25 protein-coding genes and 1 riboswitch are annotated in these 24,747 nt (G+C 74.5%); of the genes, 2 read left to right on the top strand and 23 right to left on the bottom strand.

What is annotated here, in order from left to right; translation table 11 throughout:
- Positions 1 to 120: 120 nt before the first annotated feature.
- The 18 genes from EV376_RS16165 to rpe all read right to left on the bottom strand — a co-directional run bounded on the left by EV376_RS16165 (position 121) and on the right by rpe (position 16,919).
- Positions 121 to 1,320: a low temperature requirement protein A gene (locus EV376_RS16165; protein ID WP_130324145.1), complete on the bottom strand. Its 1,200-nt coding sequence runs from the start codon at positions 1,318 to 1,320 to the stop codon at positions 121 to 123.
- Between the two features lie 147 nt (positions 1,321 to 1,467).
- Positions 1,468 to 4,014: a phenylalanine--tRNA ligase subunit beta gene (gene pheT, locus EV376_RS16160; protein ID WP_130324143.1), complete on the bottom strand. Its 2,547-nt coding sequence runs from the start codon at positions 4,012 to 4,014 to the stop codon at positions 1,468 to 1,470.
- A 35-nt stretch (positions 4,015 to 4,049) separates the two neighbouring features.
- Positions 4,050 to 5,117: a phenylalanine--tRNA ligase subunit alpha gene (gene pheS / locus EV376_RS16155; RefSeq protein ID WP_130324141.1), complete on the bottom strand. Its 1,068-nt coding sequence runs from the start codon at positions 5,115 to 5,117 to the stop codon at positions 4,050 to 4,052.
- Between the two features lie 167 nt (positions 5,118 to 5,284).
- Positions 5,285 to 6,175 carry a TrmH family RNA methyltransferase gene (locus EV376_RS16150; protein ID WP_130324139.1) on the bottom strand — a complete coding sequence of 297 codons (891 nt, stop codon included), beginning with the start codon at positions 6,173 to 6,175 and terminating at the stop codon, positions 5,285 to 5,287.
- A 29-nt stretch (positions 6,176 to 6,204) separates the two neighbouring features.
- The gene (gene rplT, locus EV376_RS16145) at positions 6,205 to 6,597 is read right to left on the bottom strand and encodes a 50S ribosomal protein L20 (protein WP_130324137.1); all 393 of its coding nucleotides are present in this window, start codon (positions 6,595 to 6,597) and stop codon (positions 6,205 to 6,207) included.
- 32 nt (positions 6,598 to 6,629) lie between these two features.
- Complete coding sequence (gene rpmI, locus EV376_RS16140) at positions 6,630 to 6,824, bottom strand: 50S ribosomal protein L35 (RefSeq protein ID WP_130324135.1); 195 nt, start codon at positions 6,822 to 6,824, stop codon at positions 6,630 to 6,632.
- 20 nt (positions 6,825 to 6,844) lie between these two features.
- Positions 6,845 to 7,456, bottom strand: coding sequence for a translation initiation factor IF-3 (gene infC, locus EV376_RS16135; RefSeq protein ID WP_130324133.1), 612 nt, complete (start codon positions 7,454 to 7,456; stop codon positions 6,845 to 6,847).
- Positions 7,457 to 7,824: 368 nt separating this feature from the next.
- Positions 7,825 to 8,298, bottom strand: a complete 474-nt coding sequence (locus tag EV376_RS16130) for a PH domain-containing protein (RefSeq protein ID WP_130324131.1) — start codon at positions 8,296 to 8,298, stop codon at positions 7,825 to 7,827.
- Positions 8,295 to 9,383 (bottom strand): DMT family transporter, encoded by a 1,089-nt coding sequence (locus EV376_RS16125; RefSeq protein WP_486482651.1) that lies wholly within the window; start codon positions 9,381 to 9,383, stop codon positions 8,295 to 8,297. Before EV376_RS16125 ends, EV376_RS16130 begins: the two co-directional genes overlap by 4 nt.
- Positions 9,380 to 10,225 (bottom strand): ATP phosphoribosyltransferase, encoded by an 846-nt coding sequence (hisG, locus tag EV376_RS16120; protein ID WP_130324129.1) that lies wholly within the window; start codon positions 10,223 to 10,225, stop codon positions 9,380 to 9,382. Before hisG ends, EV376_RS16125 begins: the two co-directional genes overlap by 4 nt.
- A gap of 48 nt (positions 10,226 to 10,273) precedes the next feature.
- The gene (locus tag EV376_RS16115; RefSeq protein WP_130324127.1) at positions 10,274 to 10,537 is read right to left on the bottom strand and encodes a phosphoribosyl-ATP diphosphatase; all 264 of its coding nucleotides are present in this window, start codon (positions 10,535 to 10,537) and stop codon (positions 10,274 to 10,276) included.
- 201 nt (positions 10,538 to 10,738) lie between these two features.
- Positions 10,739 to 11,236: a 6,7-dimethyl-8-ribityllumazine synthase gene (gene ribH, locus EV376_RS16110; RefSeq protein WP_130324125.1), complete on the bottom strand. Its 498-nt coding sequence runs from the start codon at positions 11,234 to 11,236 to the stop codon at positions 10,739 to 10,741.
- Positions 11,237 to 11,238: 2 nt separating this feature from the next.
- Positions 11,239 to 12,507 (bottom strand): bifunctional 3,4-dihydroxy-2-butanone-4-phosphate synthase/GTP cyclohydrolase II, encoded by a 1,269-nt coding sequence (locus tag EV376_RS16105; RefSeq protein WP_130324123.1) that lies wholly within the window; start codon positions 12,505 to 12,507, stop codon positions 11,239 to 11,241.
- Positions 12,504 to 13,196 (bottom strand): nicotinamide riboside transporter PnuC, encoded by a 693-nt coding sequence (pnuC, locus tag EV376_RS16100; protein WP_130324121.1) that lies wholly within the window; start codon positions 13,194 to 13,196, stop codon positions 12,504 to 12,506. Before pnuC ends, EV376_RS16105 begins: the two co-directional genes overlap by 4 nt.
- A complete protein-coding gene (locus EV376_RS16095) occupies positions 13,196 to 13,807 on the bottom strand; it encodes a riboflavin synthase (RefSeq protein ID WP_130324119.1) in 612 nt (203 codons plus the stop codon). Before EV376_RS16095 ends, pnuC begins: the two co-directional genes overlap by 1 nt.
- Before the next feature lies 1 nt (position 13,808).
- On the bottom strand, positions 13,809 to 14,870 hold the full coding sequence (gene ribD / locus EV376_RS16090) for a bifunctional diaminohydroxyphosphoribosylaminopyrimidine deaminase/5-amino-6-(5-phosphoribosylamino)uracil reductase RibD (protein WP_130324117.1): 1,062 nt from the start codon (positions 14,868 to 14,870) through the stop codon (positions 13,809 to 13,811).
- 158 nt (positions 14,871 to 15,028) lie between these two features.
- A riboswitch (FMN riboswitch) is annotated at positions 15,029 to 15,200 on the bottom strand.
- 56 nt (positions 15,201 to 15,256) lie between these two features.
- Complete coding sequence (locus tag EV376_RS16085; RefSeq protein ID WP_130324115.1) at positions 15,257 to 16,237, bottom strand: response regulator; 981 nt, start codon at positions 16,235 to 16,237, stop codon at positions 15,257 to 15,259.
- A gap of 1 nt (position 16,238) precedes the next feature.
- The gene (gene rpe, locus EV376_RS16080) at positions 16,239 to 16,919 is read right to left on the bottom strand and encodes a ribulose-phosphate 3-epimerase (RefSeq protein ID WP_130324113.1); all 681 of its coding nucleotides are present in this window, start codon (positions 16,917 to 16,919) and stop codon (positions 16,239 to 16,241) included.
- Between the two features lie 255 nt (positions 16,920 to 17,174).
- Here rpe and EV376_RS16075 point away from each other — a divergent pair, with 255 nt between their 5' ends.
- Positions 17,175 to 18,071 (top strand): septum formation family protein, encoded by an 897-nt coding sequence (locus tag EV376_RS16075; RefSeq protein WP_130328684.1) that lies wholly within the window; start codon positions 17,175 to 17,177, stop codon positions 18,069 to 18,071.
- Between the two features lie 82 nt (positions 18,072 to 18,153).
- Entirely contained in the window at positions 18,154 to 19,041 is an 888-nt protein-coding gene (locus EV376_RS16070; RefSeq protein ID WP_130324111.1) for a septum formation family protein, read from the top strand.
- A 16-nt stretch (positions 19,042 to 19,057) separates the two neighbouring features.
- On the opposite strand, the gene EV376_RS16065 is transcribed toward EV376_RS16070, so the two are convergent.
- The 5 genes from EV376_RS16065 to EV376_RS16045 form a co-directional block, all read right to left on the bottom strand.
- On the bottom strand, positions 19,058 to 20,650 hold the full coding sequence (locus tag EV376_RS16065; RefSeq protein WP_130324109.1) for a transcription antitermination factor NusB: 1,593 nt from the start codon (positions 20,648 to 20,650) through the stop codon (positions 19,058 to 19,060).
- Positions 20,647 to 21,573, bottom strand: coding sequence for a methionyl-tRNA formyltransferase (gene fmt, locus EV376_RS16060; protein ID WP_130324107.1), 927 nt, complete (start codon positions 21,571 to 21,573; stop codon positions 20,647 to 20,649). Before fmt ends, EV376_RS16065 begins: the two co-directional genes overlap by 4 nt.
- 7 nt (positions 21,574 to 21,580) lie before the next feature.
- Positions 21,581 to 22,141 carry a peptide deformylase gene (def, locus tag EV376_RS16055; RefSeq protein ID WP_130324105.1) on the bottom strand — a complete coding sequence of 187 codons (561 nt, stop codon included), beginning with the start codon at positions 22,139 to 22,141 and terminating at the stop codon, positions 21,581 to 21,583.
- Between the two features lie 47 nt (positions 22,142 to 22,188).
- Positions 22,189 to 23,454: a cytochrome P450 gene (locus EV376_RS16050; RefSeq protein WP_130324103.1), complete on the bottom strand. Its 1,266-nt coding sequence runs from the start codon at positions 23,452 to 23,454 to the stop codon at positions 22,189 to 22,191.
- A gap of 133 nt (positions 23,455 to 23,587) precedes the next feature.
- A complete protein-coding gene (locus EV376_RS16045; RefSeq protein ID WP_130324101.1) occupies positions 23,588 to 24,571 on the bottom strand; it encodes an AAA family ATPase in 984 nt (327 codons plus the stop codon).
- Positions 24,572 to 24,747 lie beyond the last annotated feature (176 nt).

Here is a 24,747-nt window from a genome sequence, read left to right as displayed (position 1 = left end):
ACCTCCGCATGACTATGCAATCCATGCTAGCGACGGCGGCCACACAGCGCAAGTTCATGCAGTCCGCTGCATGAACTTCAAGCGGAGCTGGGCCACCTCCCCGGTCTCGCCCGACAGCCGTCAGCCGCGACGCCGCACGACGGGCGGCGGAGCCATCTCCCGCGGGAAGAGCCGCCAGGTGACCGCGTTCGAGGTGGCGACCACCGCCAGCACCACGGCGGCGGTCAGGGCGACCAGCAGCGGCGGCAACGCGAGGGTCAGCGGGGCGAGGGCGGCGAGCAGCCCCACCCCGATCGGCCGCGACCAGGAGATCCGGCTGAATGCCGCGTAGTCGAGCATCGCCCGGCCGACGAGGAACAGCACCGGCCCACCGAAGATGACCATGACCCAGGAGACCCGGGTCTCGCCGAGGGGCTGCCCGATGATGAGCTTGTCCCCCACACCGACGACCGCGACGCCGACCACCATGACCAGGTGCGCGTACGACGCGAGGTCGCCCACGTAGGCCGGCGCCCGGGACGAGGCGATCGCGTGCGGGAGCAGCTCCCCCGCCCGGTAGTAGTAGATCTGCCAGAGCAGCACCGTGATCACGAACGTCACCAGCAGCGCGGCGGTCCGCTCACGCTCGAAGCCGTACGGGCTGAACCGGATGCCCGAGGTCAGGATCGACTCACCGAAGGCGATGATCAGCACCTGCCGGTAGCGCTCGGTCAGGTGCTCCTCCGCGATCGGCTGGCCCCGCAGGCCGGCCCGGCCGAGCAACGGCGTCGGGAAGTCGAGCAGGCCGCCGGCGTAGTCGATGAGGACCGCCACCGTCCACCAGACCAGCCGCGAGTCGTCGTCGACGAGGACCCCGGCGATCCACGGCACCGCCGAGACGCAGGCCCAGAACAGGATCCGGATCGTGACCAGTCGCTGGGGTCCGTCCCCGCCGAACAGCACCAGCCAGAGATGTCGCAGCACCTCGACGGCGACGAAGACCGCCGCGAAGACGGCGGCTCGCTCCTCGAAGGCCGCCGGCAACGCGGCGGCCATCAGCAGGGCGCCGAGCATGGTCAAGATGACCATGACCTGGACCATCGGCCGGGTCGGGTCGTACCGGTTCGCGGTCCAGGCCATCCGGTACCAGAGCCACCACAGGGCCAGGACCAGGACCAGCGACGAGTAGAAGCCCTCCCAGCTCAGGTGCTCGGCCAGCCGGTCGGAGAGGCGGTTGAAGGCGAAGACGAGTACGACGTCGAACAGCAGTTCCACGAAACCGGCCCGCTGCGGGGGCTTGCGACTCCCCGGGAGCTCGGCTGCCCCATCCCGCACGACCATGTAGATCTGCCCTAATTCTTCAGCTTCGGGCAGTATTTCACGCCACCGATACGGCAGCGTCAGGTCTGCGGATTCCCGGGTCGGGCGGAACCCACGCGCGGAGGCCCTCCACCGGCACCGCCGTCCGGAGGGCCCCGCGCGTACGGATCAGGCGCCGCGGAGGGTGGCGCCGTAGCGCCGCGCCACCTCGGCCACCGCCGCGTCCCGCGCGGCCACCGCCTCCTCCACCGTCAGCGTCCGGTCCGGCGCCCGGAAGGTCAGCTTGTACGCCAGCGACCGGCGCCCCGCCCCGAGCTGCTCGGAGGCGTACACGTCGAACAGCCGCACCGACTCCAGCAGCTCCCCGGCGCCCGCCACCAGCGCCGCCTGCACGTCCGCCGCCGGCACCGAGGCATCGACGACCAGGGCCACGTCGATCAGCGCGGGCGGGAACGACGAGACCCTCGGCGCCTGGCGCATCGGCGCCGGCGGCACCGCGTCCAGGTCCAGCTCCATCGCGGCGGTACGCCGCGGCAGCTCCAGCGCCGCGACCACGGCCGGGTGCAGCTCGCCCGCGTGGCCGACGACCGTGTCCCCGACCAGCAGCTGCGCGCACCGCCCCGGATGCCAGGGCGCGTGCTCGGCCGCCCGCACCGTCACCCGGTCGTCGGGGATGCCGGCGACCGCCAGGACCGAGCGGGCGGCCTCGACCGCGTCCATCCAGCCCGCCACCCGCCCCGGACCCCACCAGCCGGTCTGCTCGACCTCACCGGCGAGCACCACGGCGACGTGCCGTGGCTGGTCCGGCAGGACCGCGTCGGCGGCGGCGAACTCGGCGTCCGACGGCCGGTGCTCCACCCCCATCCGGGGCGGAGCGCCCACCCCCGGGCGCGAGTGGAAGACCGAGCCGATCTCGTACAGCGCGAGATCCCGCTGGCCCCGGCCCAGGTTGCGCTTGAGCACCCCGAGCAGCGGGCCCAGCAGCGTGGTGCGCAGCAGCGGCTCCTCCTCCGACAGCGGGTTGGCCAGCCGCACCGCCCGCCGGCGCGCGTCCCCCGCCGGCAGGCCCAGCAGATCGGCCAGCTCGGGGGCCACGAACGGCTGCGAGAGCACCTCGACGTACCCCTGGTCGGCGAGCGCCCGGGCCACCGCCCGGCGGCGCCGCTGCTGCCAGGTCAGGCCGCGGCCGGCGGGCGCCACCGGCAGCACCGACGGCACCCGGTCGTACCCGTCGAGACGGACCACCTCCTCGACCAGGTCGGCCGGGTCGGTGAGGTCGGGCCGCCAGGTCGGCGGGGTGACGCTGAGCGCCTGGGCCCCGCCGGCGGCGACGCCGACCTCGCCCGGGTCCTCCGCGAGCCGGTCGGCGCCGGTGGTCACCGTGCAGCCGACCTCCTCCAACAGCGCGACCACGCGGGCCGGCGGATAGTCCACCCCGACCCGCCGCGACGGCAGGTCGGCGGGCAGGGGCACCGGGGTACGCGGCCGGACGTGGTCGATGTCGAGGATCTCCTCGCCGGCCGTGCCGCCACCGTGCTCGACCAGCAGCCGGACCGCCCGCTCGATGGCGACCAGCGGCAGCGCCGGGTCGACACCCCGCTCCCAGCGCTTCGCGGCCTCGCTGAACAGCTTGTGCCGGCGCGCGGTGCGCCCGACCATCACCGGGTCCCAGTGGGCGGCCTCGAAGAGCACGTTCGTGGTGCCCTCGACCACCTCGCTGGTCTCCCCGCCCATCACCGCGGCGAGCGAGATCGGGCCCGTGTCGTCGCAGATCACCATGTCCTCGGGCGCGAGCGTACGGACCACGCCGTCCAGGGTGGTCAGCTTCTCCCCCGGCTCGGCGCGGCGCACCACCAGCGGGCCGGCGATCCGGTCGGCGTCGAACGCGTGCATCGGCTGGCCCAGCTCCAGCATCACGTAGTTGGTGATGTCGACCGGCAGCGAGATGCTGCGGATGCCGGCGGTGGTGAGCCGCTGCACCATCCAGGCGGGCGAGGGCGCGGCCGGGTCGACGCCGCGCACCATCCGGGCGGCGAACCGGTCACACCCGACCGGGTCGCGCACCTCGACCGGGTACGCGGGCCGCTCGGTCGCGCCCGGGGCGGGCGCCAGACCCGGGTCGCGGAACGGCACCCCCAGCGCGTGGCCGAGTTCGCGGGCGATCCCGCGGACCGACATCTGGTAGCCCCGGTCCGGGGTCAGCTCGGCCTCCACCACGACATCGTCGAGCCCCACCACCGGGCGGGCGTCGTCGCCGGGCTTGGCCGGGCTGGACTCGGGCAGCACGATGATGCCCGAGTGGTCCTCGCCCAGCCCGAGCTCCTTCGCGGAGCAGATCATGCCGTTGGAGTTGCGCCCGTACGTCCGGCGCGCACCGATGGCGAAGTTCCCCGGCAGCACGCCGCCGGGGAGGATCACCACGACGCGGTCGCCGACCGCGAAGTTGCGCGCACCGCAGACGATCTCCTGGAGCTCACCGGTGCCGTTGGCGTCGCCCACGTCGACGCGGCAGAACCGGATCGGCTTCTTGAAGCCGGTCAGCTCCTCGATCTCGCGGACCTCACCGACCACCAGCGGCCCGGTGACCGTCTCGGCCAGGTCCACGATGGACTCGACCTCGATGCCCAACTCGACCAGGGACCGCTCCAGGTCCGCCGGGGACAGGTGCGCCGGCAGGTCGACGTGCTCGCGCAGCCAGCTGACAGAAACTCGCATGACTCAGACCACCGTCTCCGTAACTCGCACCCGACTCACGACCCGTACCCGAACGCCCGGGTGAACCGGACGTCGCCCTCGACCATGTCCCGCATGTCACCGACCCCGTGCCGGAACATGACCGTCCGGTCGATGCCCATGCCGAAGGCGAATCCGGAGTAGACCTCCGGGTCGATGCCGCAGGCCCGCAGCACCCGCGGGTTCACCATGCCGCAGCCGCCCCACTCGACCCACTGCGGCCCCTTGCGGTGCTCCGGGAACCACACGTCGAACTCCGCCGAGGGTTCGGTGAACGGGAAGTAGTGCGGGCGGAACCGGGTCTTCGCGCCCGGCCCGAACATGGCCCGCGCGAAGTGGTCCAGGGTGCCGCGCAGGTGCGCCATCGTGATGCCCTTGTCGACGACGAGGCCCTCGACCTGGTGGAACACCGGCGCGTGCGTGGCGTCCAGTTCGTCGGTGCGGTAGACCCGGCCCGGGCAGATCACGTAGATCGGCGGCTGGCGGGTCAGCATCGTGCGCGCCTGCACCGGCGAGGTGTGCGTACGCAGCACGGTGCCCGAGCCCTCCGGCGCGACGTGGAACGTGTCCATCAGGCCGCGCGCCGGGTGGTCCGGCGGGATGTTGAGCGCGTCGAAGTTGGTCCACTCCAGCTCGACCTCGGGCCCCTCGGCCACCTCGTAGCCCATCCCGACGAAGAGGTCGGTGATCTGCTCCATGAGTGTGCTGACCGGGTGGCGGGCGCCCGCCGGGCGCCGGTCGTACGGCAGGGTGACATCCACCCGCTCCTCGACCAGCATCCGCTCGGCCTGCTCGCGCTCCAGCACCTCGGCGCGGGCGGCGTAGGCGCTCTCGATCGCCCGACGGGCCTCGTTGACCCGCTTGCCGGCGTCGGCCTTGGCGGCCGGCGGCAGCGCGCCGATCTCGCGGCGGGCCAGCGAGACCGGGGCCCGGTCGCCGAGGTGCGCCGGGCGCAGCGCGGTCAACGCGTCCGGGTCGGCGGCGTCGGTGAACGCCTTCTCGGCGGCGGCGACGGCCTCGGCCAGAGCGGCCGGGTCGAGCAGGGCGACCTGCTTCGGGTCGTACGGATCGTTGCGGTAGGTCATGGCGTACGGGCACTCCCTCACGGCGGCGCCGGCCCTCGTCAGGCGGCGAAGCGAGTCTACGGACGCGCGGCTGTGCCGCAGCCCGCCGGTGGGAGTTGTGCGGAGAGCAGGTCAGGCCCGCCGCCCGCCGACACCGGCGGGCTGGCTAAACGAACGCCGTGGCGCGTTCATGGACGGACGCTCTCCCCTGCTGTCTCGGCCGCGCGACCGGTCGACGGCCGGCGCTGCGCTCTCGCTGAAGCGTACAGGCACACCGCCGCGGCCGCAGCCAGGTTGAGGCTCTCGGCGCGCCCGTGCAGCGGCACCCGGACCCGGGCGTCCGCGGCGGCGGTCAGGTCGTCGGGCAGCCCGTGCGCCTCGGCGCCGAAGACCCAGGCGGTGGGCGCGGCCAGCCGTCCCGCGTCGGCCAGGTCGTCCAGGTCGTCGGCGCCGTACCCGGTGGTGGCCAGGACGCTGAGCCCGGCGGCCCGCAGCGCCGCGATCACCTGGAGCGGATCCGGTGCGCGCACCACGTCGACGTGGAAGAGGCTGCCGGCGGAGGCGCGCACGGCCTTGCCGTTGTACGGGTCGACGGCCTCGCCGGCGAAGACCACCGCCTGCGCCCCGGCCGCGTCGGCGGTGCGCAGGACGGTGCCGGCGTTACCCGGGTCGCGGATGCCGGCGAGCACCGCGACCAGCCGGGGCGCCCGCGCGAGCGCGGTGTCCAGCGGCACGTCGAGGTGCCGGCAGACGGCGACCAGCCCCTGCGGGGCGACGGTCTCGGTCAGCGCGGCCAGCGCCTCGTCGGTGACCTCGGAGACGGGAACGTCGTCGGTGGCCGCCCGGGCGGCGAGGTCCGCGTACCGGTCGAGGGCGGCCGGCGTGCCGAAGAGCTCGAGGACCGTGCGCGGCCGGGCGAGCGCCTCGCGGACCGCCTGCGGGCCCTCGGCGAGGAACCGGCCGGCGGCCTCGCGGTCCCGGCGGCGCTGCAGCCGGCGGGCGGCGACGACCCGGGGCGTACGCGGGGTGAACGGCCCCGCGACGGCGTCGAGGCGCCTCCCCTGCGGTCGTGACTGCATGGGAGACGCCTCGAACTGCCGGGGCTGGATCAGGCGGCCTGGGCCGGGGCGCCACCGGTGCCGTGCTCCGCGACGGCGGCGCGGGCCAGCTCGACGATCGCCGCGAAGGCGGCGGCGTCGTTGACGGCCAGGTCGGCGAGGATCTTCCGGTCGACCTCGATGCCGGCCAGCCGGAGGCCCTGGATCAGGCGGTTGTAGGTGAGCCCGTTGGCGCGGGCCCCCGCGTTGATCCGCTGGATCCACAGCTGACGGAAGTCGCCCTTGCGGTCGCGGCGGTCCCGGTAGGCGTACTGCATCGAGTGCAGCACCTGCTCCTTGGCCTTGCGGTACAGGCGGGAGCGCTGACCGCGGTAGCCGCTCGCGGTCTCCAGCAGGGTACGGCGCTTCTTCTGGGCGTTCACAGCCCGCTTGACGCGTGCCATCTCAACTCCTTCTTCGGCTCAGGTGGCGCGCGTCAGCGGCCGAGCAGCTTCTTGATGCGCTTGACGTCGGCCTTGGCCGCGACGACGGTGCCGGTCAGCCGGCGGGTCCGGGTGGAGGGCTTCTTCTCCAGGTTGTGGCGCAGGCCGGCCTGCTGCTTCATGACCTTGCCCTTACCGGTCAGCCGGACGCGCTTGCCCATCCCGGTGTGGCTCTTCATCTTCGGCATGTGGAACGTCTTCTCCCCTGTTACTCGCCGGTCGTCCCGGCGGGCCCGGCCTCGACCGGCGGCGCCGTCTCGGGGGCGCCGGATTCCCGCTCGCCCCGCGGTAGTGCGCTGCCACGGGCCGCCGTGGCGGCCGCCTTGGTGGCGCGGTGCGGCGCGAGAACCATGATCATGTTTCGGCCGTCCTGCTTCGGCGCGGCCTCGACGTACCCCAGCTCCGAGATCTCGGACTCGAGCCGGCGCAGGAGCCGGTAACCCAGCTCCGGGCGGCTCTGCTCGCGACCGCGGAACATGATCGTCACCTTGACCTTGTCGCCGGCCTTGAGGAACCGCACCACGTGACCCTTCTTGGTCTCGTAGTCGTGCGGGTCGATCTTCGGCCGGAGCTTCATCTCCTTGATGACGGTCTGCTGCTGGTTACGCCGCGCTTCGCGCGCCTTCAGTGCGCTCTCGTACTTGAACTTGCCGAAGTCCATGAGCTTGCACACCGGCGGGCGCGCCATCGGCGCAACCTCGACCAGGTCCAGGTCGACGTCCGCGGCCAGCTGCAGGGCGCGCTCCAGCGGGACGATGCCCACCTGCTCACCCTCAGGGCCGACCAGTCGGACCTCACGTGCCCGGATCTGCTCGTTCACGCGTGGTTCGACGCTGATGGGGCCTCCTCGAGTCGAGTCTTCCTGCGTAGCCGACCCCGCGGCTCCCGGGTGGGAACCGACCCGGAAAGCAGAAGGCCCCGGCGGATGCCAGGGCCCGCTCGACCGGTCGGCACGACAACATGGTCGCGCATCCGGCACCGGGACGTGCCCGGAAACCGGTGACCGGACCCGGCCACCGCGTGGCGACTCGGGTGGGAGCAGGGCGCTCCGCTTTCATGCCGCCCGCGCATCCCTCTTAGCAAGTGACACACGCGGACAGCCTGGTCGACTCGACAACACTACACCGCCGGTCGCCGCTCCCCCAAACCGGGCACCCGATCTTGTCCCGCGGCGTGCCCGTGCGGCCCTCAGCGGCCGGCGGCGCCCTCGGCGAGGCGGGCCTGGTGGGCCTGGTGCAGCCGGCGCAGCGCCCGGACCCCCTCGACCGCCAGCTCCTTGTCGGCGGCCTGCAGGGCCACCATCGGCACCAGGTCGTCGTCGTGCAGCTCCAGGCTGGCCCACGGGGCGCCCCGGTCGAACCGGACGCCCCGGACGACCTCCCAGGGCAGCTGGTACGAGCCGATCACGTTCTGCACCCGCACCCCGTGCCCGTCGGCCTCCACCTTGGGACGGGTGAAGAGCAGGAAGCCGAGCGCCCCGAACACGCCGAGACCGATCATGGCGAGCTGGTCGCCGCGCTGGAACGTGCCGTAGCCGCTGCCGGTCGGGCCGGTCAGGGAGGTCGCGACCAGACTGAACACGATCAGCAGCGCGGCCGCCGAGGCCCAGCAGACCAGCCGGATGCGGCGGGGCCGGATGCGGATGGACTCGGTTTCGCTCACCCCACCAGTCTGCCACCCGCGCCCGGTCGCTCCGCACCCGCCACACGAGACGGCCCGCCGGGCGTCCCGCCCGGCGCCCCCGCACCGGCGCCCCGGCCGGCCACCAGCGCGGCGACCAGCGTCAGCAGCGCCCCGGCGAGCACCGGCAGCCGGAGCCCGGGACCGGCCGGCAGCAGCGCGTCGAGCACCAGCGCGCCGCCGAGCTGCCCGGCGACCAGGAGCAGGCCGGTACGCAGCACGCCCACCACCCGCACGCCGACCACCAGGCTGGCCACGATGCCCACGCCCAGCAGCCCGCCGGTGTAGAGGTACCAGGCGTCCGGCCAGGTCGGTGTCGGGCCGGTCAGGGCACCGGCCAGCGCCGCCACGAGCAGGATCACCGGCGTACCCACGGCGAAGTTGACGGCGACCCCGGCGGTGGCCGAACTCGCGTCCGACACCCGACCGTTGAGCGCCGTCTGGAGCGCCACCGCGACGCCGCCCGCCACGGCGAGCAGGATCATGCCGAGAGCCAGGTCACCGACCGGCTGGCCGAGCTGGGCCAGCGCCACCGCGACCACGCCGAGCACCGCCCCGGCCAGCCGGGGGCCGGTGAGCGCGAGCCGCCCGATCGGCGCGAGGCCCGCCCGGTCCACCGCCAGCCCGCCGAAGCTGCCGCCGGCGACCTGGGCGATGGTGAACACCGCCACCCCGACCACCGGCACGACGTACGCCGCGAGCACGACGATCGCGGCGCCGCCGAGCCCACCGAGGTACGCCCACCACGGCAGCCCGGCCCGGCGCAGCCGGCGCAGGTCGGCCCGGAGGGTCCGCATGCCGAGCAGGGCGGCGGCGACGAGCAGGCACCCGCCGAGGTTGTTGACCGTCGCGGCCAGGGTGGGATCCCCGGCCCGCGCCCCCAGCTCGGCGTTGACCGCGCTCTGCGTGGCCGCCGCGGCACCGCCGAGGGTGACCACCCCGAGCGCGACCCACGACGGCAGGGGCGGACGGTCCCCCCGCGCCCGGCGGTCCCGGCGCGGTACCGGCACCCGCCGCGCGTCGCCCGCTCCGGCGGCCGCGCCGCCCCGCTGCCCCGGCGCGGTCACAGCCGGCAGGCGTGGATGTTCGTGACCAGGATCGCCCGCGCCCCGAGCTCGTACAGCTCGTCCATGATCCGGTGCACGTCGTCGCGCAGCACCATCGCCTGCACCGCCACCCAGCCCTCACGGTGCAGCGGGGAGACGGTCGGCGACTCGATGCCCGGCGTCAGCGAGCTGGCCCGGTCCAGCAGGCCGGCCGGCACGTCGTACGCGAGCATCACGTAACGCCGGGCGACCAGCACCCCGTGGAGGCGGCGCAGCAGCTGCTCGCACTGCGGGTGGGCGGACGCGCCCGCGCGGCGGACGAGCACGGCCGACGAGCGCAGCAGCGGCTCGCCGAACACCACCAGGCCCGCCTGCCGCAGCGTGGCACCGGTCTCCACCACGTCGGCGACGACGTCGGCGACGCCGAGGCGGATGGCGTTCTCCACGGCGCCGTCCAGGCGGATCACGTCGGCCTTGACGCCCAGCTCGCCGAGGTGCCGCTCGACCAGCCCCGGGTACGCGGTGGCGATCCGGTGCCCGCCCAGCTCCTGCACCGAGTCGACGTCCTCGGGGCGGGCGGCGAACCGGAAGGTGGCCCGACCGAAGGCCAGGTCCACCACCTCCTCGGCGGGGGCGCCGGAGTCGATCAGCAGATCCCGGCCGGTGATGCCGACGTCGAGGTCACCGGAGCCGACGTAGGTGGCGATGTCCTTCGGGCGCAGGTAGAAGAACTCGATGTCGTTGGGCTCGTCCCGGCAGATCAGGTCCTTCGGGTCGGTGCGCTGGCGGTAGCCCGCCTCACACAGCATCTGGGCGGCCGACTCGGCCAGCGAACCCTTGTTGGGTACGGCGACACGCAGCATGGCGGAGTGCTCCTTGAGTGATCGGGGAGGATCAGGGCGAGGACGCACTCAGAGATGTCGGTAGACGTCCTTCAGGTCGAGACCGGTGGCGAGCATCAGCACCTGCACCTGGTAGAGCAGCTGGGAGATCTCCTCGGCGGTCCGTTCGGGCCCCTCGTGCTCGGCGGCCATCCACGACTCGGCCGCCTCCTCGACGACCTTCTTGCCGATGAAGTGCACGCCCTTCTCCAGGGCGGCGACGGTGCCCGAGCCCGGGGTGCCGGCGGCGGCCTTCGCCTGCAGCTCGGCGAACAACTCCTCGAACGTCTTCACCGGCCGATTCTCGCAGCCGCGCGGCCGTCCCGGACGCGCCGGGGTCCGGCGCGTCCGCCCGCTGGGCACACCGGGAGCGTGGCCGCGCCGCCACCGCTGCTCGGGCCGGGGCGGCCCGCCGCCGGGCCGGCACCCCGGCCACCCGCGCTCCCGCCCGCCCCGACGCCGGCGCCGGCCGGCTGATCGCCCGGCCCGGCCCGGTCAGCCGCCGAAGCCCACCCGGTGGGCGGCGGCGGAGAGATCCCGGATGGCCAGGGCGGCGTCCAGCGCGGCGACGGTCGCGGTCCAGCCCTTGTCCTCCGCCGAGCCGGGCAGCCCGGCCCGGTCCCGGGCCTGCTCGAGGGTGTCGACGGTGAGCACGCCGTGCGCGACCGGCTTGCCCTCGTCCAGCGCGACGCGGGTCAGCCCGTCGGTGACCGAGCGGCAGACGTAGTCGAAGTGGGCGGTGGCGCCCCGGACCACGACGCCCAACGCGACGACGACATCGCACCGGCGGGCCAGCGCCTGGGCCACCACGGGCAGCTCCACGGACCCGGCCACCCGGGCGACCACGGCGCGGGCCCCGCACGCCGCTGCGGCGGCGACCGCCCGGTCGAGCATGTGGTCGGTGAGGTCGCCGTGCCAGCGGGCCGCGACCACGCCGACCGTCAGGCCGGAAGCGTCGACCGTGTCGATGCCCGGTTCCCCGAAACCCGCCATGGCTACGCTCCGATCTCGTCGCCGGCGACCGGGCGGCCCATCGGAGCCTCGGTCACCTCGTCCAGCTCGTCCAGCAGGTGCCCCATCCGGTCCCGCTTGGTGCGCAGGTAGCGCACGTTCTCCGGGTGCGGCCGGACCGGCAGGCCCTCCCGGCCGGTGATGGTCAGGCCGTACCCCTCCAGGCCGGCGCGCTTGGCCGGGTTGTTGGTGAGCAGCCGCATCGACCGTACGCCCAGGTCGTAGAGGATCTGGGCACCCGTGCCGTAGTCCCGCGCGTCCGCCGGCAGGCCGAGGTCGAGGTTCGCGTCGACGGTGTCCCGGCCCAGGTCCTGCAGCTGGTACGCCTGCAGCTTGTGCAGCAGGCCGATGCCGCGCCCCTCGTGCCCGCGGACGTAGAGCACCACGCCCCGGCCCTCCCGGGCGACGCGATCCAGGGCGGCGTTGAGCTGCGGGCCGCAGTCGCAGCGCACCGAGCCGAAGACGTCGCCGGTGAGGCACTCGGAGTGCACTCGCACCAGCACGTCCCGGCCGTCGCCGAGGTCGCCCATGACCAGGGCGACGTGCTCGGCGGAGTCGTAGTCGCTGCGGTAGCCCAGCGCCCGGAACACCCCGTGCTCGGTGGGCATCCGGGCGTCGGCGACCAGCTCGACCTGCTTCTCCGTCCGCCGCCGGTGCGCGATCAGGTCCGCGATGGTGATCAGCGTGAGCGAGTGCTCGGCGCAGAACTTCTCCAGGTCCGGCACCCGCATCATCGTGCCGTCGTCGTTGACCAGCTCGCACAGGACGCCGGCCGGGCGCAGCCCGGCGAGCCGGGTCAGGTCGATCGCCGCCTCGGTGTGCCCGGGCCGGCGCAGGACGCCGCCCTCGCGGGCCCGCAGCGGCACCACGTGGCCCGGACGGGCCAGGTCGGCCGGCCCGGTGGCGGCGTCGGCGAGCAGCCGCATGGTGTGCGCCCGGTCGGCGGCCGAGATGCCGGTGCTGACGCCCTCCCGGGCGTCCACGGTCACCGTGTACGCGGTGCCCCGCCGGTCCTGGTTGGTGTGGTACATCGGCGGCAGGTCCAGCCGGTCGCACTCGCTCTCGGTCAGCGGCACGCAGATGTAGCCCGAGGTGTGCCGCACCATGAAGGCGACCAGCTCCGGCGTCGCCAGTTCGGCCGCGAAGATCAGGTCACCCTCGTTCTCCCGGTCCTCGTCGTCGACCACGACGACGGGCCGGCCGGCGGCGATGTCCTCCAGCGCCTGCTCGATGCTGCCAAAACTGGTGGTCATGCCACGGCCTCCGAGTAGGTGGTCGACGGGATCGGGGCGGGACGGGTGGCGCGCGCCGTCCGCCACCACGCGGCGAGGCCCCAGACGCAGAACGCGCCGTAGACCAGGTACATGGCCGCGGAGGGGTAGAAGCCGCCGCGCAGCAGCAACGGCACCCCGACCGCGTCGACGGCGATCCAGATCAGCCAGAAGTCGACGTACCCGCGGGCCATCCCGTACGTGGCGAGCAAACTGCCGGTCAGGATCCACGCGTCCGGCAGCGGCCCCCACGAGCCGAGGGCGGCGAGCACCGGGTACGCGGCGGCGGTGCCGGCGACCGCGGCGAGCAGCAGGCCGAGCCGCTCCCGCCCGGTCGCCCAGCGCGGCTCCACGGCGGGGGCGCCGTCGATACCGCGGCGGCGGTTGCGCGACCAGCGCCACCAGCCGTAGACGCTGACGCCGAAGAAGAAGACCTGCCGGCCGGCCTGGCCGTAGAGGTCGTGCGCCTGCGGGGTGGCGAACGCGCCGCCGAGGAAGACGGTGAACAGCAGCGCGTTGCCGACCATGCCGACCGGCCAGGCCCACACGAAGCGGCGCAGGCCGAGCAGGGCGGAGGCGAGCCCGAACACGTTGCCGACGATCTCGCGGACCAGCACGGGCGAGCCGGCGAGGCTCACCTGGGCGTCGAGCAGCCAGCCGAGGGGACCCATCACGCCACCCCGCTCGCGGTCGTGCCGCCGAGCAGGCGCTCGACGTACTTGGCCAGGACGTCGACCTCCAGGTTGACCGGATCACCGACGCCGCGCGACCCGAGCGTGGTGAGCTTCAGGGTGGTCGGGATCAGGCCGACGGTGAACCAGTCGGCCCCGACGTCGGCGACGGTCAGCGACACCCCGTCGACGGTGATCGAGCCCTTCTCCACCACGTACCGGGTCAGGGCCGCGGGGAGGCGGAACCGGACGGTCTCCCACTGCGCGGCCGGTTCCCGGGCCACGACCTCGCCGACGCCGTCGACGTGGCCCTGCACCAGGTGCCCGCCGAGGCGGCTGCCCAGGGCGGCGGCGCGTTCCAGGTTGACCGGGTCGCCGGGGCGCAGCGCGCCGAGCGCGGAGCGGCGCAGCGTCTCCCCCATCACGTCCGCGGTGAAGGTCCCGTCGGCGACGTCCACCACGGTCAGGCAGACGCCGTTGACCGCGATCGAGTCCCCGTGGCGGGCGTCGGAGGTCACCAGGGGGCCGCGGATCGCGACCAGCGCGGAGTCGCCCGCGGTCTCGGTGACGCGGACGACCTCGCCCAACTCCTCGACGATGCCGGTGAACATGTCAGCCCTCCCTCTTCCGGGGCAGCGCGGTGATCCGCAGGTCGGGACCGACCTGCATAACGTCGACGAGCTCGACGTCGATGGCCTCGGCGATCGTGGTCACACCCGCGTCGACCAGCGCGGTCGGCCCGGCGCCGAGCAGCCGGGGCGCGACATAGCCGACGATCTTGTCGACCAGCCCGGCGGCGAGGAACGCGCCGGCCAGTTGGGGCCCGCCCTCCAGCAGGGCGGCCCGGACCCCGCGCCCGTGCAGCGCGGCGAGCAGCGCGTTCAGGTCGACCCGGCCGTCCGGGCCGGCGCCGACCTCCGCGGCGGTGGCGATCCAGGTGGGCGCGGCGGCGTCGCGCACCCGGGCCCCGGTCGGGGTACGGCCCGCCGAGTCCACCACCACCCGCAGCGGCTGACGGATGGCGAGGCTGCCGTCGCGCAGGTTCCGGGCGGTCAGGCGTGGATCGTCGGCGAGCACGGTGCCCACCCCGGCGATCACGGCGTCGACGGTGCCGCGCAGCGCGTGCACGTCCATCCGGGCCGCCTCGGAGGTGATCCACATGCTGGTGCCGTCGGCGGCCGCCGAACGCCCGTCCAGCGTCGCCGCGTACTTCCAGATCACGTACGGCCAGCCCCGGCGCATCGAGGTGAGCCAGGCGATGTTGCCCGCCTCCGCCTCGGCGGCGCGTACCCCCAGGTCGACCTGGACCCCGGCGGCGCGCAGCGTGGCCGCGCCGCCGGCGGCGACCGGGTTCGGGTCGGGCACGGCGATGACGACCCGGGCGACCCCGGCCTGGACCAGGGCGTTGCTGCAGGGGCCGGTGCGGCCGGTGTGGTCGCAGGGCTCCAGAGTGACGACCGCGGTGCCGCCGCGGGCGCGCTCGCCGGCCTGGGCGAGCGCGACGATCTCGGCGTGCGGCCCACCGGCGTAGGCGTGGAAGCCCTCGCCGACGACCCGGCCCGCCGGGTCGAGCAGCACGCAGCCGACCACCGGGTTGGGGCTGGTGGTGCCGAGACCGCGCGCGGCAAGCTCGATCGCGCGACGCATCGCCTCGTCGACGGAGACGCCGGCCATGCCCTGCCCTCTCGCTCGCCGGTCGGCGCGCGGGCGGCGACGGGAGCGGCGGCATCGGGCCGCGGGCGTGCGGCGGCGGAGACCCAGGGACGGCAGAGCCGGCCCAGGGCGGGCGCGCCGCACGCCGAAGTGGCGGCCGGGCACGGCCCATCCGTCCCGCGCGCTGTCTCCCATCCGGACTGTCTGGTGCGGGCATGCCCGCACCAACCGTCGGCCCCGGATTCTCACCAGGTCCACCGGGCGGACGAACCGCTCCCGGGTCGCGGGCTTACCACGGTCGGACCGTGGATCACCGCCGGTTCGGAATTACACCGAGTCCCGCCAGCGCGTGGTGGGTACTACCGGCAGTCTTACACGCGACGGGGCGTCTGTGGCACCCACGCGAGCTACTTCACATGACGATGGCTCGGGTCCGCCACGCCCCGGCGCCGGTCCACCGCCACGTACGACCCCGGCTGGCTCTTGGCCACCGACTTCATCTCGGAGGCGATCGTCATCGCCTCCAGCGGGTTGGTGAGGCGCTTGTTGGCGTCCGAGATCGCCACGCCGATGGAGAGCGTGACCAGCGCGGCGCGGCGCAGGTTGCCGCGCCGGTCCTTCACCTCGACGTAGCCGCGGGCGGCGTCGGGCGGGTCGTACAGCGCGTCGGCGGCCTTCTCGAAGTCGGTCGAGACCCGCGAGGTGAGCGGCAGGACCTGGTCCGGCGTGCAGACGAAGACGAAGTCGTCGCCGCCGACGTGGCCGAGGAACGCCGGCGGCAGGCCCACCGAGACCACCGCCCGGTGCAGGCTGCGGGCCAGCGCCGAGATGAAGTCGTCACCGCGGACGAAGCCGTACACGTCGTTGACGCTCTTGAACCGGTCGATGTCGATGTACCCGACCGCGTAGTCCGACCCGACCCGGATCCGGTCGGCGATCTCCCGGCGGATCCGGCTGTTGCCGGGCAGCCCGGTCAGCGGGGAGACCTCGCGGAACTCCTTGTTGCGGCGGAGGGTGGAGCTGACCCGGGCCACCAGCTCGGCGGTGTCGAACGGCTTGACCAGGTAGTCGTCGGCGCCGGCGCTGAGGCCGTGCACCTTGTCCACGGTCAGCCCCTTGGCGGTCAGCATGATCACCGGCAGCGCGGCGGTCATCGGGTCGGCGCGCAACCGCCGGGTCAGCTCCAGGCCGTCGATCCGGGGCATCATCAGGTCGACCACGGCGAGGTCGGGGCGCTCGCGCTCGATCACCTCGAGGGCCTCCTGGCCGTCGCCGGCGTGGATCACCTCGTACCCGTGCAGCCGCAGGTTGAACTCGACGAACCGCGCGATGTCCTCGTCGTCGTCGACGACGAGGATCACGTCCGGGCGGTCGCCGGCGGGCTCCACGTCAGGCCCCGGCCGCCGCGCGTTCCGCCAGCTCCCGCAGCTTCCGGACCGCCTCGGCCGGGTCGTCCGCCCCATAGACGGCGGTGCCGGCGACGAAGGCGTCCGCACCCGCCTCGGCGGCCTGGGCGATGGTGTCGGCGGCGATGCCGCCGTCGACCTCGATCCGCACCTCCAAGTGGCCGGCGTCGACGTGCCGGCGGGCCGTGCGCACCTTGTCCAGCAGGTGCGGGATGAACCGCTGCCCGCCGAAGCCGGCCTTGATCGTCATGATCAGCAGCGTGTCGAAGCTGGGCAGCAGTTCCAGGTACGGCTCGACGGGGGTGTCCCGGTCGATCGCCAACCCCGCCTTGGCGCCGGCCGACCGCAGGTCCTTGGCGAGCGCGACCGGGTCGTCGCAGGCCTCCGCGTGGAACGTCACGTTGTACGCGCCGGCGTCGGCGTACCCGGGGGCCCACCGCCGCGGGTCCTCGATCATCAGGTGGACGTCGAACGGGAGCTTCGTGGCGGCCCGCAGGCTCTGCACGACCGGCAGCCCGATCGTCAGGTTCGGCACGAAGTGGTTGTCCATGACGTCCACGTGCAGCCAGTCGGCGGCACCTTCGACGGCACGGACCTCGTCGGCGAGGCGGGCGAAATCGGCGGCCAGGATGCTCGGCGCGACGATCGGCGGCGGTACGGTCACTGGGCAAGTGTACGAACGCCGCCACCATCCGCTGGCGGCACGGCACCAAGCGGGACACCCGGTGACCCAGCGGTGACCTCTGGTGCAGAATTGGCCCTTCCGGGCGGTCAAACCGGCCGGAGAGCCATTCGCGACTGGCCGGAAGACCGAAACGCGGCAACACTCCATCAGGGACGGTACGTGGGTTGCACGACCACCGGCGGACGCGCCGGCCGGTCCGCGGCACCGGCCGTCAGCTCCCGGGAAGGGCGGATGATGCGACGGTGGCTTCCTCTCCGAGCACTGGCGCTGGCTGGCACGGCCGCGCTCCTGCTGGGCGGTTGTGTCCGGCCCGGCGGCTCCGACGGTGACCTCACCGACGACTGGCCGGTGCTGTCCGAGGCGCGGCTGTTCGTGCCGGCCGCCGGGGTGTGCCTGCCGCGGATCACAGCGGTGGTGCAGGCGAGCACGTACGAGACGGTGGACTGCGCCCGCAACCACCTGGCCGAGGCCGTGCACGTGGGCACCTTCACCGGCCCCGTCGCCGAGCGTGACCGCCGGCCCGACCCGGGCTCGCCGGACCTGCGCGACGCGCGGGCCGAGTGCGACCAGCGGGTCCGCGACGTGCTCGGCGGCGACTGGCACGCCGCCCGCCTCACGCTGAACATTACCCTGCCCTCGGTGTCCGCCTGGGCCGGCGGCGCCCGGTGGTTCCGCTGCGACCTGAGCGAGACCGACAGCATCGACAACACCCGGCCGGTCAACCGGACCGGCAGCCTGCGCGGCGCCATGCTCGGCGATTCCCCGCTGGTGCACGGGTGCTTCGACCCGAAGCTGATCGGCGACAACCTGAACTACATGGCCCCGGTGCTGTGCACCGAGCCGCACCGCGCCGAGTTCGTCGGCGTCTACCTGGAACGCGACCTGAGCTGGGCGGAGTTCACCCGCAGCGAGCAGCAGGCGCACCAGCGGTGCATGGCGCTGATCGCCGCGTTCGCCGACGTGCCCAACAACAGCGACCTGCCGTACCGGGCGGGATCGATCTTCTACCCACCGTCGGAGCGGGAGTGGGAGGAGGGCGACCGCGGGGTGCGCTGTTTCCTGTGGAGCGACGACCGCAAGCTGACCCGCTCGATGCGCGGTGTCGGCCCGCAGGGACTGCCGGCCATCTGAATCCCGCGCCGGGTGCCGTATGCTCCCGCAGCGTGGCGGGCAACGACGGTGCCGGTCCACCGGACGACGGGGAGGCCGGACGATGAGGCGACGCTGGCTCGCGCTGTGCGGCGCGGTGGTGGTCCTGGCGCTCGGCGGCTGCGTGACACCGCCGGCCGGCACCGACGGCGACCTGGTCGACGACTGGGCACCGCTCAGCGCCGCGACGGTCTTCACCCCCGAGGCGGGCACCTGCCACTCGTTCGTGGCCCGGGTCGGCTATCTCGACGGCTACGCGCCGGTGCCCTGCGACCAGCCGCACAAGGTGGAGACCCTGCACCTCGGGACGCTGACCGGGGCCGCCGCGACGGCCACCGAGCCGCCGGCCGCCGGCTCCGCCGGCATGCGCGCCGCGCACACCACCTGCCACCGCGAGGCGACCCGGGCGCTGGGCGGCGACTGGCGCAGCGGCCGGATCGGGCTGAACGTGTTGTTCCCCTCGCCGGCCGCCTGGACCGGCGGGGCCCGCTGGTTCCGCTGCGACGCGGCGGAGCTGCGGAGCATGGACGACCCGAGCGTGGTCTCCCGCGACACCGGCCTCGCCGGCGCGCTGAAGGGCACGTCTCCGCTGCGGCACACCTGCTTCAACCCGAAGATCGAGGACGACCGGGTGACCACGATGGCGCCGATCGCCTGCACCCGCCGGCACCACGCCGAGTTCGTCGGCGTCTGGACCGCGCCGGACACCAGCTTCGCGGCGTTCCGCAAGAACCAGCGCCGGGTCCGCGACGGGTGCGGCGCGCTGATCGCCGCGTACGCCAAGGTGCCACGCAGCGAGGTGCGGTTCCGGACCGGCTCGATCTGGTACCACCCCCAGGAGTCCGAGTGGCGCAACGGCAACCGGGGCATCCAGTGCTTCCTCTGGATCGCCGACCGGAACCTGACCCGGTCGATGAAGGGCGCCGGCCGCAGCGGCCTGCCGATGGGCTGAGCGACGGACGGCGGCGTCAGCCCCGGCGCAGCACCGCGAGGAACATCGCGTCGGTGCCGTGGCGGTGCGGCCACAGCTGCACCGTCGGCCCGTCGCCGAGCCCCGGCATCCCCGCCGGCAGCAGCGGGCGGGCGTCGACGAAGTCGACCGGCACCCCGGCCCGCCGGGCCGACTCGGTGACCGTGACGTGCGTCTCGACGGTGTGCGGCGAGCACGTGACATAGGCGACCAGACCGCCGGGGCGGACCGCCCGCAGCGCCGCCCCGAGCAGCTCCCGTTGCAGCCGGGTCAACGCCGGCAGGTCCGACGGCTGCCGACGCCAGCGCGACTCGGGCCGGCGGCGCAGCGAGCCCAGGCCGGTGCAGGGCGCGTCGACGAGCACCCGGTCGAAGTGCGCCTCGGCGAGCTTCGGGTCCGCGCCGACGGTGCGGCCGTCGGTGTTCAGCACGGTCACCGGCAGGTCGCGGGTGGCCTGGGCGACGAGACGGGCACGGTGCTCGGACACCTCGACGGCGGTGAGCCGGGCGCCACGCTGCGCGGCGATCGCGCCCAGCAGGCCGGACTTGCCGCCCGGGCCGGCGCACAGGTCGAGCCAGCGGCCGTCCGCCCCGTCGAGCGGGGCCACCGCGAGCGCGTCGGCCACCAGCTGGGAGCCCTCGTCCTGCACGTGGGCCCGGCCCGCGGCGATCGCCGGCAGATCCCCTGGCGCGCCGCCACCCGAGTAGACCGCGTACGGGGAGAAGGCGCCGGGCGCGCCACCGACCTCGTCGGCCAGCTGCACCGGGTCGGCGAGCCCGGGACGGGCGCACAGGTGCACCGGCGGGCGCTCATTGTCCTCGATGAGCAGCCGGGCGGTCTCGTCGAGGTCGCCGCCCAGCGCCTCGGCGAACGCCCGCACGATCCACTGCGGATGGCTGTACGCGAGGGCCAGGTGCCCGACCGGGTCGGAATCCAGCGGCGGGGCGAGCCGGGCCACCCAGGCGTCGGCGTCCCGGCCGGCGACCTCGCGCAGCACCGCGTTGGCGAACCCGGTCGCCCCCGGCCCCACCGAGCGAACCAGGTCGACCGTCGACGAGACCGCCGCGTGGGCCGGCACCCGGGTGTGCAGCAGCTGGTACGCGCCGAGCCGCAGCGCGTCGCGGACCGGCGGGTCGATGCGCGCCACGTCCCGCCCGGCGGCGTCGGTGAGGATCGCGTCGAGGGTGCCCAGGTGGCGCAGCGTCCCGTAGGTCAGCTCGGTGGCGAAGGCGGCGTCCCGGCCGGTCAGCCCGGCGTCGCGGAGGATCGCCGGGAGCGCCAGGTTGGCGTACGCGTCGTCCCGGTTGACCGCCTCGATCGCCTGATAGGCCGCGTACCGGGGCCGGTCGGCCGGGAGCGTGCGGCGGCCGGGCCGGGGGCCCGCGCCGCGGGGGGCGCGCTCCGGGCGCCCGGCGCGGTCGTCGCCCCGGCGGGGGCCGGCGCGCTCCGGACGGCCACCGGTCGACCGGGCGAACCGGGCGGAGCCGGAGTCGCCGGCCCGGCCGGTGTCCGGAACGCCGGCGGGGCCGGCGTCGAACCGGCCGCCGCGCGGGTTGTCGGGACGATCGGCGCGGTCCGCGGGGTCCGTCACGCGAAGACCTCCCCGGCGGCGACCCGGGCGCCGCGCGCCCAGTCGCTCGCCGGCATGGCCTTCTTGCCGGCCGCCCGCACCTCGCCGAGCTGCACCGGCGTGGTGGCGGTGCCGGCGAGCACCCGGGACTTCTCCACCAGCAGCTCGCCCGGCTTCAGGTCGGGACCGTTCGCGACGGGGGTGACCGGGCCCAGCTTGAGCCGCTCGTCGCGGAAGGTCGTCCACGGGCCCGGGGCCGGGGTGCACGCGCGGACGCGCCGGTCCACGGCGAACGCGGGCTCGCCCCAGCGCACCCGGGCGTCCTCCACGGTGAGCTTCGGCGCCAGGGACACCCCGTCGGCCGGCTGGGGCTCGGCCCGCGCGGTGCCGTCCTCGATCGCGTCGAGGACGGCGACCAGCAGCCCGGCACCGGAGTGGGCGAGCCGCTCCAGCAGGTCGCCCGAGGTGTCGGTGGGCCGGATCTCGTCGGTGAGGGTGCCGTACACCGGGCCGGTGTCCAGGCCCTCCTCCAGCTGGAAGACGCTGGCGCCGGTCAGCTCGTCGCCGTGCAGCACGGCGTGCTGCACGGGTGCCGCGCCGCGCCAGGCCGGCAGCAGCGAGAAGTGCAGGTTGACCCAGCCGTGCCGGGGGATCTCCAGCGCGGCCGGCGGGACCAGCGCGCCGTACGCGACGACCGGCACGCAGTCGGGCGCCAGCTCGCGCAGCCGGTCGAGGAACTCCGGCTCGCGCGGCCGGGCGGGGGTGAGCACCTCGACCCCGTGCTCGTCGGCCCAGGCGCCCACCGGGGAACGGGACAGGCCGCGACCGCGACCGGCCGGGGCGTCCGGGCGGGTCACCACGGCCACCAGGTCGTGGCGGGAGGCCGCCACCGCCGCGAGGGCGGGGACGGCGACGGCCGGCGTACCGGCGAAGATCACGCGCACCGGCCGGTCACCGCCCGAGGCCGAAGGGGCTGCTGGAGGCGTGCGGGCTGAGCTTGACGGTCGGCGGGGCGGCCGGGTCGTACCACTCGGCCTGGCGGATCGCCTTCATCGCCTCCTTGCGGCCGGCCGCGTCGAGCCGGTCGATGAACAGCACCCCGTCGAGGTGGTCGGTCTCGTGCTGCACGCAGCGGGCCATCAGGCCGGTGCCGACGATCTGCACCGGGTCGCCGTAGCCGTTGAAGCCCTTGGCGATGACGTTCTGCCGGCGCTTGGTGTCGAAGTACAGGCCGGGGATGGACAGGCAGCCCTCCGGGCCGTCCTGCTCCTCCTCGTCGGGGAACTCCAGCACCGGGTTGACCAGGTGGCCCACCACGTCGTCCACGTCGAAGGCGAACACCCGCAGGCCCACGCCGAGCTGCGGCGCGGCGAGGCCGGCGCCGCCCTGCTCGCGCATCGTGTCGGTCAGGTCGGCGATGAGCTTGCGCAGCTCGACGTCGAAGTCGACCACCGGATCGGCCGGCGTGCGCAGCACCGGGTCGCCGAACAGACGGATGGGCTGGACGGTCACGCGGGGTGGCTCCTTCGTGGGCTGGGCGGCGGTCGTGCCGTACCAGTCTACGGAGTGCCCCGGCCGGTCCCGGCCGGCGTACCGCGATCGGTGGCCGCAGCGGTGGCGGTGACCGGGAGTGTCTCGTAGCCACGCAGCGTGAGCCGCGTCCGGCGGTGCGGCGTACCGGCCAGGGCCAGGTCGGGCAGCCGGCGCAGCAGCAGCGGGAAGGCGACCTGCGCCTCCAGCCGGGCCAGCCCGGCGCCCAGGCAGTAGTGCGGACCGGACCCGAAGGAGAGCGGGTGCGACTCGGCGCGCCACGGGTCGAACCGGGCCGGCTCGGGGAACCGCCGGGGATCGCGGTTCGCGGCCCCGAGCAGGAGCAGCAGCCAGCTGCCGGCCGGCAGCTCGACGCCGTCGAGGGTCACCGGCGCGCCGGCCGCGCGGGTGGTCAGTTGCACCGGGGAGTCGTGCCGCAGCAGCTCCTCGACGTACGCGGGCGCGAGGTCCGGGTGCGACCGCAGCGCGTCGGCGGCGCGCGGGTGCTCCAGCAGCACCACCAGGCCGTTGCCGAGCAGGTTGGTGGTGGTCTCGAAGCCGGCCACCAGCAGCACCACGAGGTTGGCCAGCAGCTCCTCCCCGGAGAGCCGGTCACCGTCGGCGTCGTGCGCCTGCACCAGCCCGGTGGTCAGGTCGTCGCCCGGGGCGCGGCGGCGCTGCGCGATCAGCCCGGTGAAGTAGTCGCGCAGCTCGCTCGCGCCGGCGTCGGCGACCGCCAGGTCCTGCGGGCTGAACTCCGGCTCCAGGACGCCGGTCAGGTCGCCGGCCCAGCGCCGGAACCGGGGCCGGTCGGCCGCGGGCACGCCGAGCAGGGCGCAGATCACCGCCACCGGCAGCGGGTACGCGAAGCCGGCCATGAAGTCCACCGGGGTGCCGTCGCGACCGGCGCGAACCATCTCGTCGATCAGCTCGTCGGCCTGGTCGGCCACCACCTCCCGCATGGCGGCGACCCGGCGCGGGGTGAACGCCCCGGCCGCGAGGCGGCGCATCCGGCTGTGGTCGGGCGGGTTGGTGCGCAGCATCGACCGGGAGATCGACATCAGGGCCGGGCTGCTGCGCCACTGCGGGAAGAGGTCGTCGCGCATCTCGCCGTCGAGCACGACGAACCGCGGGTCGCGCAGCACCGCGTCGGCCTCGGCGTACCCGGTGACCACGAAGAAGCCGGGCGCGGCCTGGACCACCGGGCCGTGCGCGCGCAGCCGCTCGTACGTCGGGTACGGGTCGAGCCGGCCCTCGGGCGACATGAGCAGCGCGAGCGCCTCGGATGCCGCCATGCGTGCCTCCCCGTGCCGAGCTCCCGGAGGCTCCATCATGCGCGCTGGACGGGCCCGCCCGCAGCCCCGGAAGCCGGCGGACGCGGACCGCGCCCGGTTGCCGCTTCGACCGGCGCAGCGCCCGGCGGCGCCGTCAGGAGGCGGCGCCCGGCTCCCCGGCCAGGACCGCGTCCCCGCCCAGCAGGGTGTGCTCCGGCAGCGGCAGCTCGATCTTGTGGGCGGCCTCCCAGTCGTGGATCAGGCCGGGCCGCACCTGGGCGGCGAAGTAGTCGAGGGCGCTCATCCCGCCGACGACCGGCTCGTCGACCTCGGCGACCAGCCGGGCCGGCACCAGCCGGAACCCGCTCTGCAGCGCGGCGCTGAGCCGCCGGTGCCCGTCGACGACGAAGAAGTGCTCGCCGGTGTAGCCGATCCGCAGCGGTTCGAGCGCCTCGTCGCCGGCCCCGGCGACCTCGCCGACGAACTCCGAGTCCCACAGATCGCGGAGGCCGGCGATGTCCTCGGTCGGGTAGACCCGCGCCGGGTCGAGCAGCAACAGCGGCGGGGCGTCGCGCAGCACCTCGGGGCAGAGCCGGCCCTCGTACGCGTCGATGATGTGCTCGATCACCTCCTCGGCGGTGGCCCGGGTGGTGTCGCAGATCAGGTCGTAGTTGCGCAGCCGGGCCTTGTCCACGCCGTAGCGGACGATGAACCGGCCCCGCTCGCTCTCGCTGCGCTCCTTGAGCCGGGCCTTCGCCTCCTCCAGCGAGGTGTAGCTCTCGGCCGGGCCGGAGGGGCGCAGCAACACCCGCCGGGCGGCCTCACCCGGCTCGGTGATCATGTGCACCTTCAGCGCGTCGGTGAAGAAGTGCCAGGCGAGCCGCGAGTCCATGACCAGGCGCTCCCCGGAGGCGGCGATGTCCCGCTGGAGCTGGTCGACGTAGCCGTCGACGGCCTGGTCCAGCTCGGCGTGGAGGTTGAGCTGGAGGGCGGTCATCTGCCGCTCCTGGGCCATCTGGCGGTAGAGGTCGCCGACGCTGACCCGGCGCATGCCGAGGCGCTTGGCGATCTCCACGGAGACGGTGCTCTTGCCGCTGCCGAGATCACCGTTGAAGACGATCGACTGAGGAACGGTCACGACTGGTCCACCCCTGATCACCGGCTGCTTGAGCTCATGACGCCGCGCCGTACCGACGCGCTCCCGCCATCGTCGGGCATGACGGGCGATGCTATCACCCATCACCGGGTCAGTTCCCACACAGCGTGTCCGTCACGCCTGATCCGGTGACGCATCGTCACCGTGGATGTCCACCG

Source organism: Micromonospora sp. CNZ295 (assembly GCF_004217535.1).
Note: the sequence above shows the minus strand (reverse complement) of the source record. Positions and strands in the feature narration are given on the sequence as shown.

Excerpts from the sequence above, each read along its gene's own strand:
- EV376_RS16165 (WP_130324145.1), bottom strand. The coding sequence starts at position 1,320 with ATGGTCGTGCGGGATGGGGCAGCCGAGCTCCCGGGGAGTCGCAAGCCC.
- pheT (WP_130324143.1), bottom strand. The coding sequence starts at position 4,014 with ATGCGAGTTTCTGTCAGCTGGCTGCGCGAGCACGTCGACCTGCCGGCG.
- pheS (WP_130324141.1), bottom strand. The coding sequence starts at position 5,117 with ATGACCTACCGCAACGATCCGTACGACCCGAAGCAGGTCGCCCTGCTC.
- EV376_RS16150 (WP_130324139.1), bottom strand. The coding sequence starts at position 6,175 with ATGCAGTCACGACCGCAGGGGAGGCGCCTCGACGCCGTCGCGGGGCCG.
- rplT (WP_130324137.1), bottom strand. The coding sequence starts at position 6,597 with ATGGCACGCGTCAAGCGGGCTGTGAACGCCCAGAAGAAGCGCCGTACC.
- rpmI (WP_130324135.1), bottom strand. The coding sequence starts at position 6,824 with ATGCCGAAGATGAAGAGCCACACCGGGATGGGCAAGCGCGTCCGGCTG.
- hisG (WP_130324129.1), bottom strand. The coding sequence starts at position 10,225 with ATGCTGCGTGTCGCCGTACCCAACAAGGGTTCGCTGGCCGAGTCGGCC.
- ribH (WP_130324125.1), bottom strand. The coding sequence starts at position 11,236 with ATGGCGGGTTTCGGGGAACCGGGCATCGACACGGTCGACGCTTCCGGC.
- EV376_RS16105 (WP_130324123.1), bottom strand. The coding sequence starts at position 12,507 with ATGACCACCAGTTTTGGCAGCATCGAGCAGGCGCTGGAGGACATCGCC.
- pnuC (WP_130324121.1), bottom strand. The coding sequence starts at position 13,196 with ATGGGTCCCCTCGGCTGGCTGCTCGACGCCCAGGTGAGCCTCGCCGGC.
- EV376_RS16095 (WP_130324119.1), bottom strand. The coding sequence starts at position 13,807 with ATGTTCACCGGCATCGTCGAGGAGTTGGGCGAGGTCGTCCGCGTCACC.
- ribD (WP_130324117.1), bottom strand. The coding sequence starts at position 14,870 with ATGGCCGGCGTCTCCGTCGACGAGGCGATGCGTCGCGCGATCGAGCTT.
- EV376_RS16075 (WP_130328684.1), top strand. The coding sequence starts at position 17,175 with ATGCGACGGTGGCTTCCTCTCCGAGCACTGGCGCTGGCTGGCACGGCC.
- EV376_RS16070 (WP_130324111.1), top strand. The coding sequence starts at position 18,154 with ATGAGGCGACGCTGGCTCGCGCTGTGCGGCGCGGTGGTGGTCCTGGCG.
- EV376_RS16050 (WP_130324103.1), bottom strand. The coding sequence starts at position 23,454 with ATGGCGGCATCCGAGGCGCTCGCGCTGCTCATGTCGCCCGAGGGCCGG.